This window comes from Clostridium sediminicola (assembly GCF_050402865.1).
In the GTDB taxonomy this organism is placed as follows: Bacteria; Bacillota; Clostridia; order Clostridiales; family Clostridiaceae; genus Clostridium_AF; species Clostridium_AF sediminicola.
This window is the reverse complement of record NZ_BAABMF010000029.1, coordinates 1-17,490: the sequence shown is the minus strand read 5'-3', so window position 1 is coordinate 17,490 and position 17,490 is coordinate 1. Positions and strand designations below refer to the sequence as shown.

The 17,490-nt window shown below is 27.8% G+C and carries 16 protein-coding genes and 1 CRISPR repeat array; of the genes, 12 read left to right on the top strand and 4 right to left on the bottom strand.

The features are described from left to right. Positions 1–15 precede the first annotated feature (15 nt). From cas1b to ACQ3F0_RS24695, 7 genes are all read left to right on the top strand, one after another. Positions 16–1,014, top strand: coding sequence for a type I-B CRISPR-associated endonuclease Cas1b (cas1b, locus tag ACQ3F0_RS24725; RefSeq protein WP_428868469.1), 999 nt, complete (start codon positions 16–18; stop codon positions 1,012–1,014). After that, positions 1,015–1,305, top strand: a complete 291-nt coding sequence (cas2, locus tag ACQ3F0_RS24720) for a CRISPR-associated endonuclease Cas2 (RefSeq protein WP_428868468.1) — start codon at positions 1,015–1,017, stop codon at positions 1,303–1,305. A 205-nt stretch (positions 1,306–1,510) separates the two neighbouring features. Further along, a CRISPR array of direct repeats spans positions 1,511–3,052; the repeat unit is 30 nt; unit sequence GTTGAACCTTAACATGAGATGTATTTAAAT. 504 nt (positions 3,053–3,556) lie between these two features. Continuing rightward, entirely contained in the window at positions 3,557–4,333 is a 777-nt protein-coding gene (locus tag ACQ3F0_RS24715) for a CPBP family intramembrane glutamic endopeptidase (protein ID WP_428868467.1), read from the top strand. Between the two features lie 146 nt (positions 4,334–4,479). Continuing rightward, positions 4,480–5,142: a TetR/AcrR family transcriptional regulator gene (locus ACQ3F0_RS24710; RefSeq protein ID WP_428868466.1), complete on the top strand. Its 663-nt coding sequence runs from the start codon at positions 4,480–4,482 to the stop codon at positions 5,140–5,142. Positions 5,143–5,331: 189 nt separating this feature from the next. Then, on the top strand, positions 5,332–6,885 hold the full coding sequence (locus ACQ3F0_RS24705; protein ID WP_428868465.1) for a hypothetical protein: 1,554 nt from the start codon (positions 5,332–5,334) through the stop codon (positions 6,883–6,885). A 73-nt stretch (positions 6,886–6,958) separates the two neighbouring features. After that, complete coding sequence (locus ACQ3F0_RS24700) at positions 6,959–7,468, top strand: hydrolase (RefSeq protein WP_428868464.1); 510 nt, start codon at positions 6,959–6,961, stop codon at positions 7,466–7,468. 51 nt (positions 7,469–7,519) lie between these two features. Further along, the gene (locus ACQ3F0_RS24695) at positions 7,520–7,684 is read left to right on the top strand and encodes a hypothetical protein (RefSeq protein WP_428868463.1); all 165 of its coding nucleotides are present in this window, start codon (positions 7,520–7,522) and stop codon (positions 7,682–7,684) included. Positions 7,685–7,816: 132 nt separating this feature from the next. On the opposite strand, the gene ACQ3F0_RS24690 is transcribed toward ACQ3F0_RS24695, so the two are convergent. Continuing rightward, complete coding sequence (locus ACQ3F0_RS24690) at positions 7,817–9,157, bottom strand: MATE family efflux transporter (RefSeq protein WP_428868462.1); 1,341 nt, start codon at positions 9,155–9,157, stop codon at positions 7,817–7,819. A 202-nt stretch (positions 9,158–9,359) separates the two neighbouring features. Between ACQ3F0_RS24690 and ACQ3F0_RS24685 the strand changes: the two genes are divergently transcribed. Beyond that, a complete protein-coding gene (locus ACQ3F0_RS24685; protein WP_428868461.1) occupies positions 9,360–10,196 on the top strand; it encodes a MerR family transcriptional regulator in 837 nt (278 codons plus the stop codon). A gap of 59 nt (positions 10,197–10,255) precedes the next feature. Here ACQ3F0_RS24685 and ACQ3F0_RS24680 read toward each other — a convergent pair whose 3' ends face one another. From ACQ3F0_RS24680 to ACQ3F0_RS24670, 3 genes are read right to left on the bottom strand one after another with little or no spacing between them, the layout of a single operon-like run. Continuing rightward, positions 10,256–11,314 carry an ABC transporter permease gene (locus tag ACQ3F0_RS24680; RefSeq protein ID WP_428868460.1) on the bottom strand — a complete coding sequence of 353 codons (1,059 nt, stop codon included), beginning with the start codon at positions 11,312–11,314 and terminating at the stop codon, positions 10,256–10,258. Continuing rightward, entirely contained in the window at positions 11,307–12,080 is a 774-nt protein-coding gene (locus tag ACQ3F0_RS24675) for an ABC transporter permease (RefSeq protein ID WP_428868459.1), read from the bottom strand. The genes ACQ3F0_RS24680 and ACQ3F0_RS24675 overlap by 8 nt, the downstream gene beginning before the upstream one ends. 10 nt (positions 12,081–12,090) lie before the next feature. Next, positions 12,091–13,020: an ABC transporter ATP-binding protein gene (locus ACQ3F0_RS24670; protein WP_428868458.1), complete on the bottom strand. Its 930-nt coding sequence runs from the start codon at positions 13,018–13,020 to the stop codon at positions 12,091–12,093. A 197-nt stretch (positions 13,021–13,217) separates the two neighbouring features. On the opposite strand from ACQ3F0_RS24670, the gene ACQ3F0_RS24665 reads away from it, so the two are divergent. From ACQ3F0_RS24665 to ACQ3F0_RS24650, 4 genes are all read left to right on the top strand, one after another. After that, positions 13,218–14,339, top strand: a complete 1,122-nt coding sequence (locus ACQ3F0_RS24665) for a sensor histidine kinase (protein WP_428868457.1) — start codon at positions 13,218–13,220, stop codon at positions 14,337–14,339. Positions 14,340–14,350: 11 nt separating this feature from the next. Further along, the gene (locus ACQ3F0_RS24660; protein WP_428868456.1) at positions 14,351–14,998 is read left to right on the top strand and encodes a response regulator transcription factor; all 648 of its coding nucleotides are present in this window, start codon (positions 14,351–14,353) and stop codon (positions 14,996–14,998) included. 20 nt (positions 14,999–15,018) lie between these two features. Continuing rightward, positions 15,019–15,915: an SPL family radical SAM protein gene (locus ACQ3F0_RS24655; protein WP_428868455.1), complete on the top strand. Its 897-nt coding sequence runs from the start codon at positions 15,019–15,021 to the stop codon at positions 15,913–15,915. A gap of 222 nt (positions 15,916–16,137) precedes the next feature. After that, positions 16,138–17,325, top strand: coding sequence for a pyridoxal phosphate-dependent aminotransferase (locus ACQ3F0_RS24650; RefSeq protein ID WP_428868454.1), 1,188 nt, complete (start codon positions 16,138–16,140; stop codon positions 17,323–17,325). Positions 17,326–17,490: the final 165 nt, after the last annotated feature.

Sequence of the window (17,490 nt, the reverse complement as noted above, 5' to 3'; positions counted from 1 at the left end):
GAGGTGAAGAGTTAAATGGGTAGTACAAGGTACATCACGTCTATGGGGGAATTAACAAGGAAAGATAATTCCTTATGTTTTAGAAAAGATGGGAAAAATGTATATATTCCTGTAGAGAACACAAAAGAGATTTACTGCTTAAATGAAGTAAGTATAAACACAAAATTATTAGATTTTTTAGCATCAAATAATATTATTATTCACTTCTTTAATTATTATGAAGGGTATAGTGGGAGCTTTTATCCAAGAAACCAATATAATAGCGGTAAACTTGTAGTTAAACAAGCTGAAGCTTATAAAACTAATAGATTATCTGTAGCTAAACCTATTGTGAGAGGAATTGGTGATAATATTTCTGAGGTGCTATATCATTATTACAAGCACAATAAAAAAGAAGTGAAGAGTACTATTGATTGGATAAATAAAGAATTTATTGAAAGAATTAATGAAAGTAAGGATATTAAGCAGCTTATGGCAGTGGAAGGTGAAGTTTGGCAAAGGTTTTATGGCGAATTTAAAAATATACTACCCGAAGACTTTGTACTAAATAAAAGAGTGAAAAGACCACCAGATAATCCAATAAATGCTTTAATATCTTTTGGAAATACATTGTTGTACACAAAAACAATATCTTCAATATATAGAACCCACTTAGATCAAAGAATAAGTTTTTTGCATGAACCTTCTGAAGGAAGATTTTCATTAAGTTTGGATATTAGTGAAGTTTTCAAACCTGTTATTGTTTATAAAACTATATTTGAGCTTGTTAATAAGAAAAAGCTACAAGTAGTAAAGCACTTTGATAAAAAGGTAAATTATTCTTTATTGAATGAAGAAGGAAGAAAAATTTTTATTCAAACATTTGAGAAACGTATGGAAGCAGTGTTTCCTCATTCTAAATTAAAACGAAAAGTTAGTTATAGAACTGCAATTAAACTGGATTGCTATAAGTTAATTAAATTTATAATGGAAGACAAAGACTTTGTCCCATTTAATCTTAAGGAGAATATGTAGATGGCCAAGAACATGAATTATAATTACGCTTTTCTTTTTTATGATGTGAATGAAAAAAGAGTTCAAAGGGTTTTTAAAGTTTGTAAAAAATACTTATCACATTTTCAAAAGTCGGTATTTAGAGGAGAAATAACTCCATCTAAGTTGATTTCTCTGAGGAAAGATTTAAATAAAGTTATAGACAAGAAAGAAGATTTTATCTGTATTATAAAATTATTAAATGATAAAGTTTTTGATGAAGAGATTTTGGGAATACAGAGTAATAATACTGGAGAAGATTTGATAATTTAGAATGCATATGAAATAAATGATTTATTAACTTTTACCAACCGTTAATTTGTATAAAATCTTCTAATTCATTGCATTTAAAGGATTTAAAGGGATTTTTAAAAGAAATAAAGAATTTTAATAATCGGTTGGTAAAATTTTTCAAGAACCTTGATATTTCAACGCTTTAGTGATATTATTGATTTTAAAGAATGGCTATTTTACAGTGGCTGAACCTTAACATGAGATGTATTTAAATAGAGCTACATGAACCGGAATTAGGCGACGTAGAATGCTGAACCTTAACATGAGATGTATTTAAATCCCTTTTCGAGCTGTATATTAGTGTATTCAACCTCTGCTGAACCTTAACATGAGATGTATTTAAATTTACTTTACATATGCGCAAAAAACAGGCGCAACTGGCTGAACCTTAACATGAGATGTATTTAAATAAGTTTAATTATTCCATAGGGGGTGATTATATTGGGCTGAACCTTAACATGAGATGTATTTAAATAACAATATATGTGTTATATTTCTACCTTTTTTAATGCTGAACCTTAACATGAGATGTATTTAAATTTGTTGAATAGGGTTTTAACCCTTAAATTCAACTCGCTGAACCTTAACATGAGATGTATTTAAATTACTTAGCTTTATACCTCTTAGTCATTGTTGAAGCAGCTGAACCTTAACATGAGATGTATTTAAATTCAAGAGCTCCCGCAATATTGCTTATAGCTGCGAATGCTGAACCTTAACATGAGATGTATTTAAATTTACAGCAATAATTAAAAATGCTTTTTTATTAGTTGCTGAACCTTAACATGAGATGTATTTAAATTATACATCAACAAACTTAAATCCATATAGACTTTGCTGAACCTTAACATGAGATGTATTTAAATAATATATTTTTATAAATCTGTAGTGTTTGTCTTAGCTGAACCTTAACATGAGATGTATTTAAATGAAGAATTTATCACCCATAACAATATTAAAGTTCAAGCTGAACCTTAACATGAGATGTATTTAAATTGTATGTATACCAGTACCCCATACTTTGTATTTTCTTGCTGAACCTTAACATGAGATGTATTTAAATGTTAAATCTATACTCCAGTTTGCTTCTGTGATAGGTGCTGAACCTTAACATGAGATGTATTTAAATAAACCTATATTGATAAAATCTGTATACATTATATACGCTGAACCTTAACATGAGATGTATTTAAATTAATTTAAGTAAACCTAAAGTTAACAGGATTATTGCTGAACCTTAACATGAGATGTATTTAAATACGATTTTTCCATTTTCGTCATAGGCTGTTATAGGCTGTTGCGTAGTTGAACCTTAACATGAGATGTATTTAAATGATAATCCAAAGTTTGTTCCTGCACTGCAAATTGCGTTGAACCTTAACATGAGATGTATTTAAATGTGAGAAGGTACAAAGGGCATTCAAAGTGGGATATGTTGAACCTTAACATGAGATGTATTTAAATATTTTATAAATATATTTTCTTATATCCACATTTCCTGTTGAACCTTAACATGAGATGTATTTAAATAGAACTTTTAATCTAGACATAATATTTTCTTTCCCGTTGAACCTTAACAAGAGATGTATTTAAATCAAAGTTCTATATTCTTTTGCTCTCTCCAAAACTCGTTGAACCTTAACATGAGATGTATTTAAATGTAACTATAGCATGGTTTTTATTGGGATTTAATTTAGTTGAACCTTAACATGAGATGTATTTAAATCCCTTTGCAATATTTACTATAATATTTTCTAGCTTCTCTGAACCTCAACATTACGTTTTATCTTAACTATGAGAGATGTAAATCTTGTTACTGTAGTTGTAATTGCCACTACGTTTACTGTTTTATCCATTTTGTTTTTTGTTAGCATACTGGAATTAGTCCTAATCCTCTATGTTATATTAAAGTTTGTGATTATTATTTACCTTATCTTTTTCTATATTGAAATTCAACTTGCGAATCTTATGTAAATAATTACTTGACTAAGTCAGGGATTATTAATGGTAAACCGTACCATAAGTAATGTATAAACGATATAAAGATAGGCTCATGGGTCTATCTTATTTTTTATAAAAATATATTAAAGTAATACAGAGGTAAATTTAATCTATAATGTAAAGATGAGATTTATCTCATTTTTATATTGACTTATTATAAAAATAGAAGTATGATTAATTTATAAAGATGAGAGGCGTCTCATTTAAAAGTTTGCAGGAGGAATTTCAAATGAATAATGTTACTAAATCAAAAATTTGCGAGTTTTTATTATTAACATTTTGTATTTCTTGGTTATGTTGGGGAGCTATAATTATTGCTAATAAGTTTGGATTTTTGCAGTATGGAACTTTTTTATCTATGATTTTATTTTTAATTGGAGGAAATGGAGCTCCGATAGCTTCATATATGTTATTAAAAAAATGGGGAGAAGTTGATGGAATTAAATCTTTCTTAAAGCGTAATTTCAATTTCAAATCATCAATAAAAAATTATGTATTAGTTGTGGCTTTATTATTACTACATTTTTTAATACCAATAGCATTAGCTTCAACTAACAGAGAAATGGCAATTTATTATGGATTACTAATGATTCCAATGAATATTATAGGTGGAGGACTTGAGGAGATTGGATGGAGAGGTATTTTACAACCATATTTAGAGAGGATTATGTCTTTTTGTGAGGCAACTATTATAGTAGCAGTAATATGGGCTATATGGCATTTACCTTTATGGTTTATAGTAGGAACCTATCAATCAACAATAAGCTTTTTAATGTTTATTATAGCTGTATTTGGAATGACATTTTCATTAGCAATTATTAGAAAGATAAGTCATAATTTATTCTTATGTATTTTGTTTCATAGTTGTATAAATAGTTTTATGGCAATATTTAGCTTAAAACAAAACTTTAGTACGATTTTAACTACAGTTGTAGAGATATTTATAGCTTTAATTGTAGTATATGTATACGTACCATATAAATATAAAAAGACAGACACAGAATAGCAATATGAAAATTATAGAATTTAAAGGTAAGGATATGTTTTTGTTCCTTTAAATTATAATATAAGAATAGTATATTGACATGAAAGAATTTATTATTTAAAGTGTAATTAAAAATGAAACTAGGCTCATTAAAAGGTGGAGATAATATGCCAAAGGTAACTGAAGATTATATAAACAAAAAGAGAGCTGAAATTATAGAGGCAGCGTTTATAATATTTCAACAAAAACCATTATATGAAATGACTATGCTAGATGTTATTAAGCAAGCAGGTTTAAGTAAAGGTGGGATATATAGATACTTTAGTGATATAGATAATGTGATTATAGAATTAATTAATAGAGAAACTCGTAGATATGATTATAAGGATAATATTGATGACATTATTAATTGCAATAATAAATATGAGGTTATAATTGAAGAGTTATTTAAATTATTAGGTCAACATATCAATGAAAGTGCAGATACTATAGGTAAAATTCAATTTGAATTAACTGTGTTAGTAGCAAATCATCCAGAAAAGGCTGAAAAAATATCTAGTAAACTGACAGAATATGAAAATGGTCAATATCTTATAAATTCTTTATTTCAAAAGATAGTTGAAGGAATAACTATAGGGGAATTTAAACCTGATTTATCGGTAGAAGATATTTTTACCTATATTAGGGTTCATATAGAAGGTATAGTTAAAATTGTAGTACTTGAAAGATGTTATGGTGCTAATACGGACAGTATAGATTTGGAGAAGATGATGATTATGTTATCACATACAATATTAAATATGTTGAAAGAGAGAGTAATAAGTGTGTAAAATTAAAAATAGTTTAGAGAAACCAGATGAGGTTTTTCTAAACTATTTTTTTGTTGAGCTGACGATGTTGTTAAGAATTATGTAGTAGCTTTTATGTTTATATTATATAATGTAATTGATAGGTTTTCAATAAATTGACAGTATCTTATACATATTAAGGAAATAATGAAGTAAAGAGGGGGATAAATGATGGAGGATATTAAAATAGTTTACAATAGAAAATTAGTTCTTTGTATTATATTTAGTACTTTAGTTATTAGCTGGATATGTTTGGGTATCATTTCAACAATCTTTATTTTAGGTGCAGTATATTTTATATTATTTTATAAAAATCCAATTAAATTTGATTGGATCAAAAAGTCTTTAATTGTTTTTGATTTGCAAGAGAAGGGAATAAAACTATATTCTTATGAGAAGGAAATTCCATGGAATGATATTGATACTTATTACATCAAATTTGAATATTTCAGATATTATCTTTGTATAAAACTAAGAGAAGATATAGTGATGACAGAAGATAAAATAATAGAATATCCTTTTAGTTTTGTAAAAGGTTCAACTGATAATTTAAAATCAAAAATGGACATGTTTTTAAAAGAGTATTCTACATATTACCTCGAAAAATCACAAGATAAATTAGAAATTAATAAAAGTACATCTCAAATATTATGGATTGGGTTAGGTAGTCTGTTTTTTGTTAATATGATTGTAACCAATGCTACTTTTTTCCTGGTAAGCTGTTTTATAAGCATACCTATTATGTTTTATCTCTTTATGAAAATAAAACATACTTCATATTTAATTTTAACAAAAAAAGGATTTCAATTTCCACATGCAAATTTTAAACTTGATTGGAATGTGATTAAACTAATAGAAGTACAAAAGGCAACAAGAGATACTCCAGGTGCGTTAATCATTTGGTTTAATGATATTCAAACTTTTATAAACGAAAATCCGAAATTTTTTCCAAGAATCAATGTTGTATTAGCTTATGATGAAGAAAAACTGAAAAAAACAGGAAGATTGAAAGTGAAATGTTCAGCAACAGCAGTAGGAGACGATGCTTTAAGAGAAGAATTTCAAAGATATATAGATAAATATGGTAGAGTAACTATTCAAGGAGAAGATACTCAGAAACATAATAAACAAGAAGAAATAAAAGATAATACAATTATAAATAGAACAGAGGAAAATAAGGAGGTTCTATTTGAAAATAAAACTACAGTAGACGATTTACAAAACATAGCATTAGAATGTAATTTAGAACTTCAAAAACTCTTAAAAATTCAATTTAAATCACAGAGTACCTTTAATCAAATGATTCTTTTAAAGGAAGAAGGAGAGTATTGTTTGGCGGTAAGAGTAGAAGGGTTAAGATTAGATGGATATTCCATTTTCTCCAAAAAGCAAATAAAAACTGTATCTTATTGTCCTGATTTTTACAATGAGCTACTTCAAAAAGAGTATTATTTTAAATTAAATACAGTACATTATATCGACCTTAAAAAATGGAAGACGATTTTTAACAGTTATCAATTAAAAAATCACTTTGTAGAAATAAAAACTCTAAATGAAAACTATAAGGGAAAACTTAAAGAAATATCAGAAGAGAAAATGGTATTGAATGCATTTAAAATAAAAGATCAAGGCATCTTTGAATCTGTATCAATCGATTTAAACTCAATTACTTTGACTTCTTTTGAAACTTCGGAATTAATGCTTTTAGAAAAATATAGTTCTTAAATAAAAAACATCCTTATTGGTATATTATTGTTATAATTTACATATGGATTCATTACTAATCGGAGGTGATATAATGAACAATACAAATCAATTACCAATCATGAATCTCGGTGATAATGAAACTGGATGCTGTCCAAGATTCGTACCTGAACCATGGGATGAAAAAACCTTTGTTTTTGATAATGTCCTTTTTGCAAAAGCATCCACTAGAAGTTTCTTTTACATGCCACTGAATCTTGGTAAGGTGATGACAAGATCTCAAGAACTTATTGATCAAGCTAAAGCTGTGGATAAGGATAGATATATGATTTTGTCACAAGATGTTTCAAAATGGAAAGCAAATCACTATTTCAAGGTTAGTGATAATGTACCCGGAATGGAGATGGAAAAACTTTCAGGAACTTTTATGACCAAAGTTTTCGATGCTGAATATCGTGATTTTCCTAAATTGATTCAGAAATTGAAGAGTTACATAAAAGAACAGGGTCATGAAATGAAAGATTTCTTCGTTTTCTATACAACATGTCCGAAATGTGCAAAGCATTACGGTAAGAATTACATGGTGTTTTTTGGAAGGATTTAGAAGCTAAAACTATCCACGTTGTTTCGAGTTTTTGGTAGCACTCCAGGGATCGTGGCAATAACTAGAAGTTATTGCTTACTAACTGGAGTTTTTGTTAGTAAAGGGATTTATTTTGAAGGTAAAAATGGTAATGGACTATGTTTAGGAATAGTATTATTAATAGATGATAGTAATAAAATTGCTCGGATAGTTTTGGGATTACCAACTGCTGGATAAAAAATCTATACTTCTAACATGAACTTGATTTAATATATACTTAATAATGTTACATCTGTAGGTATCGAAGGGGTGGAAAAGTGATTTTTCCACCCCTTTTCTTCTAGTGTAAATAACATTTTTCGATTTCAACTATACAGAAACACACGGAGGGGCAAGCTGTGTGTTTTTTACTTTTCTGTAGAAGTAAATTGTAATAATAACACAAAGATATTCTGATAAAGGAATCGTTAGCCATACACCATTAAGACCAATAAGAGTTGGTAAAGTCAAAATGATAAGTGATTTAAAAATTATAGATCTACTAAATGCAATAATCCCAGAATATTTACCGTTATTTAGAGATGTAAAAAAGCTAGAACCAAGTATATTGAACCCACTAATGAAAAAACCAAAGCTGATTATTGTAAAAGCTTTACTAGTCATTTTAATTAGTTCTAAATTATCTGAATTAAATAAGGAAATGAGCTGAATCTTAAAAATATTACATAAAGCAAATGTTACCACACTTATTATACTAATGAAAATACCAGACATTTTTAGAAGCTTGTTTATATTATTAATTTGCTTTGCACCAAAGTTATAACTAAGTATAGGTTGTATACCCATAGATATTCCAATGAAAATTGAAGATAATAAGAAATTAACATATAGAACAATGGTTATACTGGATACTCCCACTTCTCCAACTAAATTCAAAAGTACTCTGTTAAATAAAAAAGTAGTTATACCAGCAGATAAACTAGAGACCATTTCAGATGAACCATTAATCATAGATTCTTTTAGAAATTTAAAATTAACTTTAGTAAAAACAAAGCGTATTTTTGAATGTTTAAAAGCAAAATAAATAATACCAAATAAACCGCTAAAGGAGGCTCCTAAAGTTGTACCTAATGCTGCTCCTTTAATCCCCATATCTAGTTGATAAATAAATATATAATCCAAGACAATATTTGAAATCCCGCCAACAACTGTAGCACATAAGGATAAATTAAATTTACCTTCTAATCTTAAAAATACTTCTGAAAAAATCTGAGTAATAGTACCAATAGATCCCAAAAATATTATAGTTAGATAATTATTGACATAAGGTAGTAAATTCTTTTCTGCTCCTAATAATCGAGCAATTGGTTTAGTGAAAAAAATACCAACTATCAAATAAGTTAATACCATAAATATGAGAGCGTACAGCATATTACTAAAATTTTCATTAGCTTTTTCAATTTTTTTTTCACCAAGATTAATGCCGATTATGGCTGATGCTCCAACTACAATCATAAAAATACTTCCAAAAATAAAGTTCATAGCAGGGAGTGAAATATTGATTGCAGCAAGTGCAGTACTACCAAGCTTTCTAGATACAAAAATTCCATCCACCATAGTATATATAGACATAAAAACCATAGAGAAAATTGTAGGTAATACAAATTTCATATAACTTTTAAAATTAATATTTTCAAAATCTTTATTCATAAAATTTCTCCTTTTAAGGCATACCTTACGTAAACTTAATCAAAACATGTACAAAAGATCAAGCTTCAATGAGTTTTGGACTTGTTTTGATTTATAGTTGAAGTGGTATGGCTAATAATAATTGACAACTAGTATTATAAACCTTATAGTGATTATAAGGTCAATAGAATAATGAGAAAATGAACAAATTTGGAGAGATGCTATGGATAAAAAGTTTAAGATAGGGGAAATAGCTATGATTAAAAATATTGACGCTCAAACCCTTAGATACTACGATAGAATAGGCATATTATCCCCTGAAATAATAGATAATGAAAATGGCTATAGATATTATTCTGAAGAACAATTTTGGCAAGTTGATAAAATAAAATTTTATAAAATGTTAGGATTATCTTTAGAAGAAATAAAAGAATTCAAGGAAATCCATAGTGTGGATGAAGCATTAGATACAATTAAATTACAAAAAGAACAGCTTGAGAATAAGATAAAAAAAATGCAGGCTGTGGCAAGTAATATTGAAGCTATTATTAAAAGAATAGAAAGAACTAGAAGTTATTCTGATAATATAGAAAACTTAATTGAAGTTAGAAATTGTAATTCTATTTATGGTGTTATTGGCGATTGTCGAACAGTTAATGATTGGTATGAATTCGAGAAAAATTTGCTCCAGATAAAAGAGAATTATCCTAATTATGCAGAAATAGGGCATACATACGGTATGCAAATTATCTTTAATGAAAAGGTTTTTTATGATATTAAAGACGAAAATATTGATAAAATAATACTTCCTATTGATAAAAAGTTTATAAATAATCCAAATGTACAAGAGTATTCTTTGCAAGATTGTGTAGTAGGATATCATAAAGGTAGGATTGAAAATCTAAAAGATACCCTTTTAAAAATAAAAAAATATATCGACCAAAATGATTTGCTAATAAAGGGAGAGGTTATTACAAATTCAATTATTGGTAGCTTTATAGTTAATAACCCGGATGAATATTTGATAGAAATAAAAGTACCTATAAAGACTGATATTTAATTCAAATTACATTATTATTAATAAAATTTAGAGAATCCAAAATTGGATTCTCTAAATTTCTACAAATCTTCTTCATTAGGAGTAAGAGTATTCACACCAAAAATAAATAGTGTAATACCGAAAACTAGTAATATACCAACATCTAATTTTGCATCAAAGAAACTTCCACCAGAATTCAATGTATTATATATTTTAGCTAACCAATACTGAGGAGTAAACTTTGCTGTTTTTCCAAGTAATCCACCTAACTCAATTCCAGGAATCATTACACCACTTATGAGACTTGTCACAACTCCAATAATAATTATCATTATGTTGTGTTTTTGATTATCAGAGGTAAAGTGAACTAAGGAAATTGATATACCAATGGACACAATCAAGAACAATAACAATAGTAAATAGATATTTATAAATGAAATTCCCCATTGAAATTTAAGGATAGTTGTATTAACAAACATAAATATGAGTATTTGAAGCGAGCCGAGTAAGAAATTAGCTAAAAGATGTCCAAATACCATATCTCTTCTTCTTATTGGAGTAGAATAAATTCTCATAAATGTTTTAGCTTTTTTATCTTCAAGAAGCATACCTATGCCTGTTCCAGTAAACATTAATATAAACATTGTAATAAGGCCTAGTGAAATTTGGGGCTTTATATACTTATTGCTGTTAACTAGATTTGTTTTATATTCATCAGTAGGGATACCTTTAATTATCATTCCGTAATAATCATCTATAAGTCCTCCTATTTCTTTTACAGAAGAATCATTTTTGTCACTAATTATGCTGATTTTATTAATCTTTTCTGAATTAATATCTTCAATAAAACCATTGGGAAAGGCTATACCAATATTGAAATCCTTATTCTTAATGGATTTTTCAAGTTCAATATCTTCTATCATATTAATTTCATACTTTCCTGTATCTTTCATAAACTCTAAGAACTCACCATCATAGTTACCATTATCCGAAACTGCTATAGAAAGATTGATATTTCCTTTATAAACTATATCAGTAATAAAAGCTGCCATTATAGGTAAAATAATTATAAATGTTATAGTGCTAATCTCTTTTAATAATCTTTTTATTGTATTTAGTCCAATGACAATGCTATTCATAAACTTTCTCCTTTCTAAATACTATAATTGATACTAATAAGAATATGATACTAATAATTACTAGAACACTGATGCTGTAAATCATCTCTGATAATGATTTTCCATCCATTAAAGCTACATAGCAATTATTTATCCATTTATTCAGTGTTAATTTAGATATAAAAGAATTCTTATTCATATCACCATATGCACCACTAGCAAAAGTCATCATAATTATTATTACAGACATAACTCCTCCAGCAATTTTTGATGATTTAAAAATAGAAGCAATTAATAATGCAAAGGAGGAAGCTACAAATACTGCTATAAGGGAAACAACTCCTAAATTAATAATAGAGCTTGCCCAAGCAATTTTAAATATAGATCCACAAACGCAGATAATCATAAAAGTTATGAAAAAAATAATTATTGAATTACTTATGAAGATTGCACTTACTATGCTGTATCTTTTTATTGGAGCTACAAATAGTCTTAACAGAGTTTTTTCTTCTCTTTCTTCTGTAACCATAGCCCCTGCAACTACACCTGCTATTAATATAAATTGTACTAGAATCCCAATTGCGAAATATTGCATATTGCTATTTGATGATTTGGATAATATTTTAGTTGAAGAAAAGATAGATTGTACAGGGATAATAGTTTTACTAGCATCTTTGATAATTTTATCTGTTATATATATTTGAAAAATTGGTATAATGGAAAGGTAAAGAAGTATACCAATATTATTGGTCATATTTTTAAGATTTTTCCCTACAATAGTCCACATAGTACTCCTCCTATTCTCTTAAATTTTTTCCTGTAAGCTGTAAAAACAAACTTTCTAAATCTGGCTCTTTTATCAATATATTTTTCACTTTTATGTCCTCTGTTGAAAGGATAAATAAAACGTCTTGTAAAATTTGCTGAGCATTCTTTGAGATTATTTCCAAAGAGTTTGATTTAACATCTAAACTTGAAACTCCTCTAAGATTTTTGATTTCATCAATTACTTCACTGTTTATTCCATCAGTATCAATGTTAATTTTCTCCTTATCATTTAAAAGTAATTTCAGCTCTTGTTTAGTTCCTAGAGCAATCAATTTACCAAAATCCATTATACCTACTCTTGTACATATAGATTCTACTTCTTCCATGTAGTGGCTTGTATATATTATTGTAGCTCCTCTTTTATTTAATTCTTTAACTGATTCTAAGATATGATTTCTTGATTGAGGGTCTATTCCTACTGTAGGTTCATCCATAATGACAATGGAAGGGTTGTGAACAATGGCACAGGCAATATTTAGCCTTCTTTTCATTCCACCTGAGAATTTTTTAACTTTTACCTTTTCTTTTTCACTAAGTCCAGTAAAATGAAGAGTTTCATTAACTCTATTTTTAAGTTCTTTTCCTCGAAGTCCATATAATCTACCGAAAAACTCTACGTTTTCTTTTGCAGACATATTTTCGTATATAGCAAGCTCTTGAGGCACATAACCTAAAATCCTTTTTATGTCTAGAGAATTTTTTGAAATTGCTTTGTCATTGATTTTTACTATCCCACTATTAGCCTTTAGTAATCCCATCATTATTCTTATAGTTGTACTTTTACCAGCTCCATTAGGACCTAAAAGGCCAAATACTTCACCTTTATTTATAGAAAGACTTACATTGTCTACTGCAATATCACTTCCATATCTTTTAATTAGATTTTCAATCTTTATCATTCTAAACCCTCCATTCATTTACTCTATATTATAATAATAGTAAATTTTTAGCTCAAAAGTATATAACATTGGTCATTTAATTGAGTGACTAAAGTAACTGTTATAGATATAACTACGAAGTAGTATATCTATAAGCGCATGTGATATAATGTAAATAAACATTAGATTTAACAATTTTTGAAGGGGTTTGATATCTTGTGTATACCAAAGTTCTTTCTTTGATAAAACTTTTATTAATTATTTCTGTAATTACACATGGAATTTTGAACTTATCTTTTAATTATGGTATGTTTTTATTTTCATGTTTATTTTTTCTTTTGAATAATAGTATTAGGTATATTATAAAAAATAAAAAAGTATATATTTTGTCATTGTTCATGGATATAATTCTGTGCATCACTGTTGATTATTTCTTTAATGGAAGTCTTGTACATTTACTTTTATTGATTACTATTTCTGATTCAATGGAATATATGAAAAGCTATATTTATCCTTTAAGTTTTTTTATTGCTAGTGTTTATATTTATATTCTTGGAAAGAAAAATACTGAAATCATCATAGTAAACTTAATATTATTAATTTCTTTTTCTCTTCTGTCTTATATAATCAGAGTTTTAAAGAGTAAGAATGATAATTTAGAATTTCTCTACGATGATGTTAGAAGATATAGTTATGAATTAGAGAAAGCAAAAATGGAAATTGAAGAGTACTCAAAGAAAGTTGAAGAATTAACTTCACTTCAAGAAAGATCCAGTATTGCATCTGAGATTCATGATACTATAGGCCATAAACTCACTGCACTGTTAATTCAAATGGAAGCGGCAGTGAGGATAAGTTCTGTAGATGTTGAAAAAAGTAAGGAACTTATGAGTTCTTCTCTGCAAAATCTAAGGGAGAGTATTGAGATTTTGAGACAAACTGTTCATAATATAAGACCTGTTGAGTATTCACACCTTTTAAAGAGAATTGAGAACCTTATTGATAAACTAAAAAAAGATACCAATATTGATGTTGGACTCAGTGTGACAGGTCAACCATTCCAAATTTCACCTGGAGTTGAATTGGTCATTTATAAAAATATTCAAGAGTGTATCACAAACTCTCTTAAGCATGGAAAAGCGGATATTATAAAGATTGAATTAATATATTCAATAAAAGAAATTAATCTTAAAGTCATTGATAATGGTATAGGTTGTGAGAAAGTGAATTTTGGCATGGGGCTTAATGGAATGAAAAATAGAACGAGCTTTGTTGGAGGAAAATTAGAGATTTATTCGAAGAATGGTTTTATAGTAGAAACTAATATTCCAATAGAATAAGGAGATTTAGAATGAGTATAAAAGTTTTAGTAGTTGACGATGATATTATAGTATGTGAAAGTATGAAAATTATTCTTTCTTTAGATAAGGATATTGATGTAGTTGGTACATGTTCCAATGGTGATGATGCTTTTTCCTTTTGTCAGAATAATAATGTAGACGTTGTATTAATGGATATTCGTATGCCTATATGCAATGGTGTAGTAGGTACGAAAAAAATTAAAGACGCTTTTTCAAAAATCAAGGTTATAATCTTGACAACTTTTAATGAAGACGAATATATTATTAAGGCCCTAAAGAATGGAGCATCCGGATATCTTTTGAAAACTGTTTCTCCAGATAAACTTATAGATGATATCAAAATTGTATATAAAGGAAATATGCTTATTGATGAAAATGCTGCAAATACAGTAACAAAAATGTTAAGTGAAGAGGAAGAAAACATTCAATTTGAAAAGTATAATTTAACTGAAAGTGAAATAAATATAATAAAGCTAATTTCAGAAGGGTTTTCTAATAAAGAAATATCAGAAAAACTCTATCTTACAGAAGGAACAGTGAAAAATAAAATATCAAAAATACTTTTGAAACTAAGATTGAGAGATCGTACGCAAATAGCGATATTTTATTTGAAGAATGGCGCTTTTAATATGGATTGAAAAGAGATGAAGATTTGATTATGAATAATATGGTATATAAAGAAATTACCTGTAAAAAAGCTATCAATAAATTGAAAAGGGCTATGCCATATAGTTGGGATCTTAACTTATATGGTGGTTGTGAACATGGCTGTAAATATTGTTATGCTATGTATACAAAGCAATATGGCAATACTAATGACTTTTTCAATGAAATTCATATAAAGACAAATGTCATAGAGCAAATTGAAAAGCAGCTTCGCAGTGCGAATTGGAAAAGAGAAGTTATAAATATAGGTGGGGTTACTGATAGTTACCAACCTATTGAGGAAAAGTATAAGCTTATGCCAGAGGTTCTTAAATTACTGATAAAATATAAAACACCTGCAATTATTTCTACCAAATCAGACCTTATATTAAGAGATTATGACCTTATTGATGAATTATCCAGAATAACTTATGTTAATATTGCTGCTACCATAACTACAACAGATGAAAATTTAAGAAAAAAAATTGAACCCAAGGGTGCTCCATGGAATAAAAGATTCCAAATGCTCAAAACCTTTCGAAATACCAATGCATCAACTGGACTACATGTTATGCCAATTATTCCATACTTAACAGATAGTTATGAAAATATTGATTCATTGTTTTATAATGCAAAAAATTCTGATGTATATTATGTGTTACCTGGTACCTTATATCTTAGGGGATATACCAGAAGGGTATTCTTGAATTTTATAAAAATAGAATTTCCTAAAGTATATAATGATATGCTAGAAATTTATAAATCAGGTGGTGCAGATAGAGAATATAAAAATAGTTTATATAAGATGGTAAACAAACTCAGGGAAAAATATTCTCTATCTAGCAGCTATTCAAACCCAATGAAAGAAAAGTTAAGAAAGAATGAGTATGAGCAAATTAAAATGTTTTGATTTATATTTTATTGCCTTGTTTTGTCTTTAGTATTTAAAAAGATAGATTTTTTTTATTTACAAAAATAAATTTGGATGATACCATGTAATAAAGAATTATCAAATATTTAAGATATTATATACAAATAAACCACTTAGTAACTAAATATTGCAAAATATTATCAAAATGTTAAGAGTTGGCTCTTAACTTTTAGAGATTATTCGTATATGAAAGGGGATATTATGAAAAGTTTATCATTAAAAAATAGTAAAGTAAGTGCTTCTGTTACTTTAGGTATAACAGCTAAAGCTAAAGAAATGAAAGTAAAAGGGGAAGATGTAGTATTCTTTAGTGTAGGAGAACCGGATTTTAAGACACCTGAGAATATTCGCAATGCTGCAAAAAAACTTATAGATGAAGGAAACACGGGATATACAGCTGCATCTGGTTTACCTCAATTGAAAAAATCCATTTGTAAAAAGTTATTAGAAGATAATGGTTTGTCATATGAAAACCAGAATATTATCGTTTCAAACGGGGCAAAACATTCTTTGTTTAATGTGTTGCAAGCTATTTGTAATCCAAATGATGAGGTTATTCTTGCAGTTCCTTATTGGGTTAGCTATACAGAGCTTATAAAGATGGCAGAAGGTAAACCAGTATTCGTTGAAACTAAAGAAGAAGAAGGTTTCAAGTTTTCTAAAGCGGCTTTAGAAGCTGTTTTGACTGAGAATACTAAAGCGATAATCGTAAATAGTCCAAATAATCCTACAGGTTCAATTTATTCTAGAGAAGATTTGCAAATGATTGCTGATTTTGCGGTAAAGAATGATTTATATATTATTGCTGATGAAATTTATGAGAAGTTAGTTTATGATGGAGAACACATTAGTATCGCATCTTTAGGAGAAGAAGTTAAAGAAAGAACTATCGTTATTAATGGTATGTCTAAAGGGTATGCAATGACAGGTTGGAGAATTGGATATACTGCTGCTAGTAAAGATATTATAAAGATAATGAGCAACGTTCAAAGTCATTCAACTTCAAATCCTAATACTGTTGCTCAATATGCAAGTATTGAAGCATTAGAAGGACCTCAAGAATCAATAGCTAAAATGAAGAAAGCTTTTGATGAAAGAAGGGAATACATCGTAAAATTAATCAATGATATAGAAGGTATTTCATGTAGGAAACCTGAAGGTGCATTTTATGTTATGATGAATATTAATGAACTTCTTGGAAAAACAATTGGTGGAAAAGTAATCACAAATTCTATGGAATTTGCTGAGATGCTATTAGAAGAATGTAAAGTAGCAACTATTCCTGGAATAGGATTTGGTCAAGAAGGATATATAAGATTATCCTATGCGACTTCTATGGAGAACATTAAAAAAGGTATGGAAAGAATAGCTTCTGTTTTAGTAAAATAAAACATTTTAAAGCTGCAGTCAAATGACTGCAGCTTTATTTTTTTTATTGTATAGACCAGTTATAAAAAGTCAATAGTTTTTTTAGAGAAAATTATTTTGAAAAAAAAGTATACTTAATAAACCATCATTTATATACAAACAATGGACAAAGAATAGTTTGGAAAT

Bases quoted from the DNA above. Each gene is read 5' to 3' on its own strand.
- cas1b (WP_428868469.1), top strand. From the start codon at position 16: ATGGGTAGTACAAGGTACATCACGTCTATGGGGGAATTAACAAGGAAA.
- cas2 (WP_428868468.1), top strand. From the start codon at position 1,015: ATGGCCAAGAACATGAATTATAATTACGCTTTTCTTTTTTATGATGTG.
- ACQ3F0_RS24715 (WP_428868467.1), top strand. From the start codon at position 3,557: ATGAATAATGTTACTAAATCAAAAATTTGCGAGTTTTTATTATTAACA.
- ACQ3F0_RS24710 (WP_428868466.1), top strand. From the start codon at position 4,480: ATGCCAAAGGTAACTGAAGATTATATAAACAAAAAGAGAGCTGAAATT.
- ACQ3F0_RS24705 (WP_428868465.1), top strand. From the start codon at position 5,332: ATGGAGGATATTAAAATAGTTTACAATAGAAAATTAGTTCTTTGTATT.
- ACQ3F0_RS24700 (WP_428868464.1), top strand. From the start codon at position 6,959: ATGAACAATACAAATCAATTACCAATCATGAATCTCGGTGATAATGAA.
- ACQ3F0_RS24690 (WP_428868462.1), bottom strand. From the start codon at position 9,157: ATGAATAAAGATTTTGAAAATATTAATTTTAAAAGTTATATGAAATTT.
- ACQ3F0_RS24685 (WP_428868461.1), top strand. From the start codon at position 9,360: ATGGATAAAAAGTTTAAGATAGGGGAAATAGCTATGATTAAAAATATT.
- ACQ3F0_RS24680 (WP_428868460.1), bottom strand. From the start codon at position 11,314: ATGAATAGCATTGTCATTGGACTAAATACAATAAAAAGATTATTAAAA.
- ACQ3F0_RS24675 (WP_428868459.1), bottom strand. From the start codon at position 12,080: ATGTGGACTATTGTAGGGAAAAATCTTAAAAATATGACCAATAATATT.
- ACQ3F0_RS24670 (WP_428868458.1), bottom strand. From the start codon at position 13,020: ATGATAAAGATTGAAAATCTAATTAAAAGATATGGAAGTGATATTGCA.
- ACQ3F0_RS24660 (WP_428868456.1), top strand. From the start codon at position 14,351: ATGAGTATAAAAGTTTTAGTAGTTGACGATGATATTATAGTATGTGAA.
- ACQ3F0_RS24655 (WP_428868455.1), top strand. From the start codon at position 15,019: ATGAATAATATGGTATATAAAGAAATTACCTGTAAAAAAGCTATCAAT.
- ACQ3F0_RS24650 (WP_428868454.1), top strand. From the start codon at position 16,138: ATGAAAAGTTTATCATTAAAAAATAGTAAAGTAAGTGCTTCTGTTACT.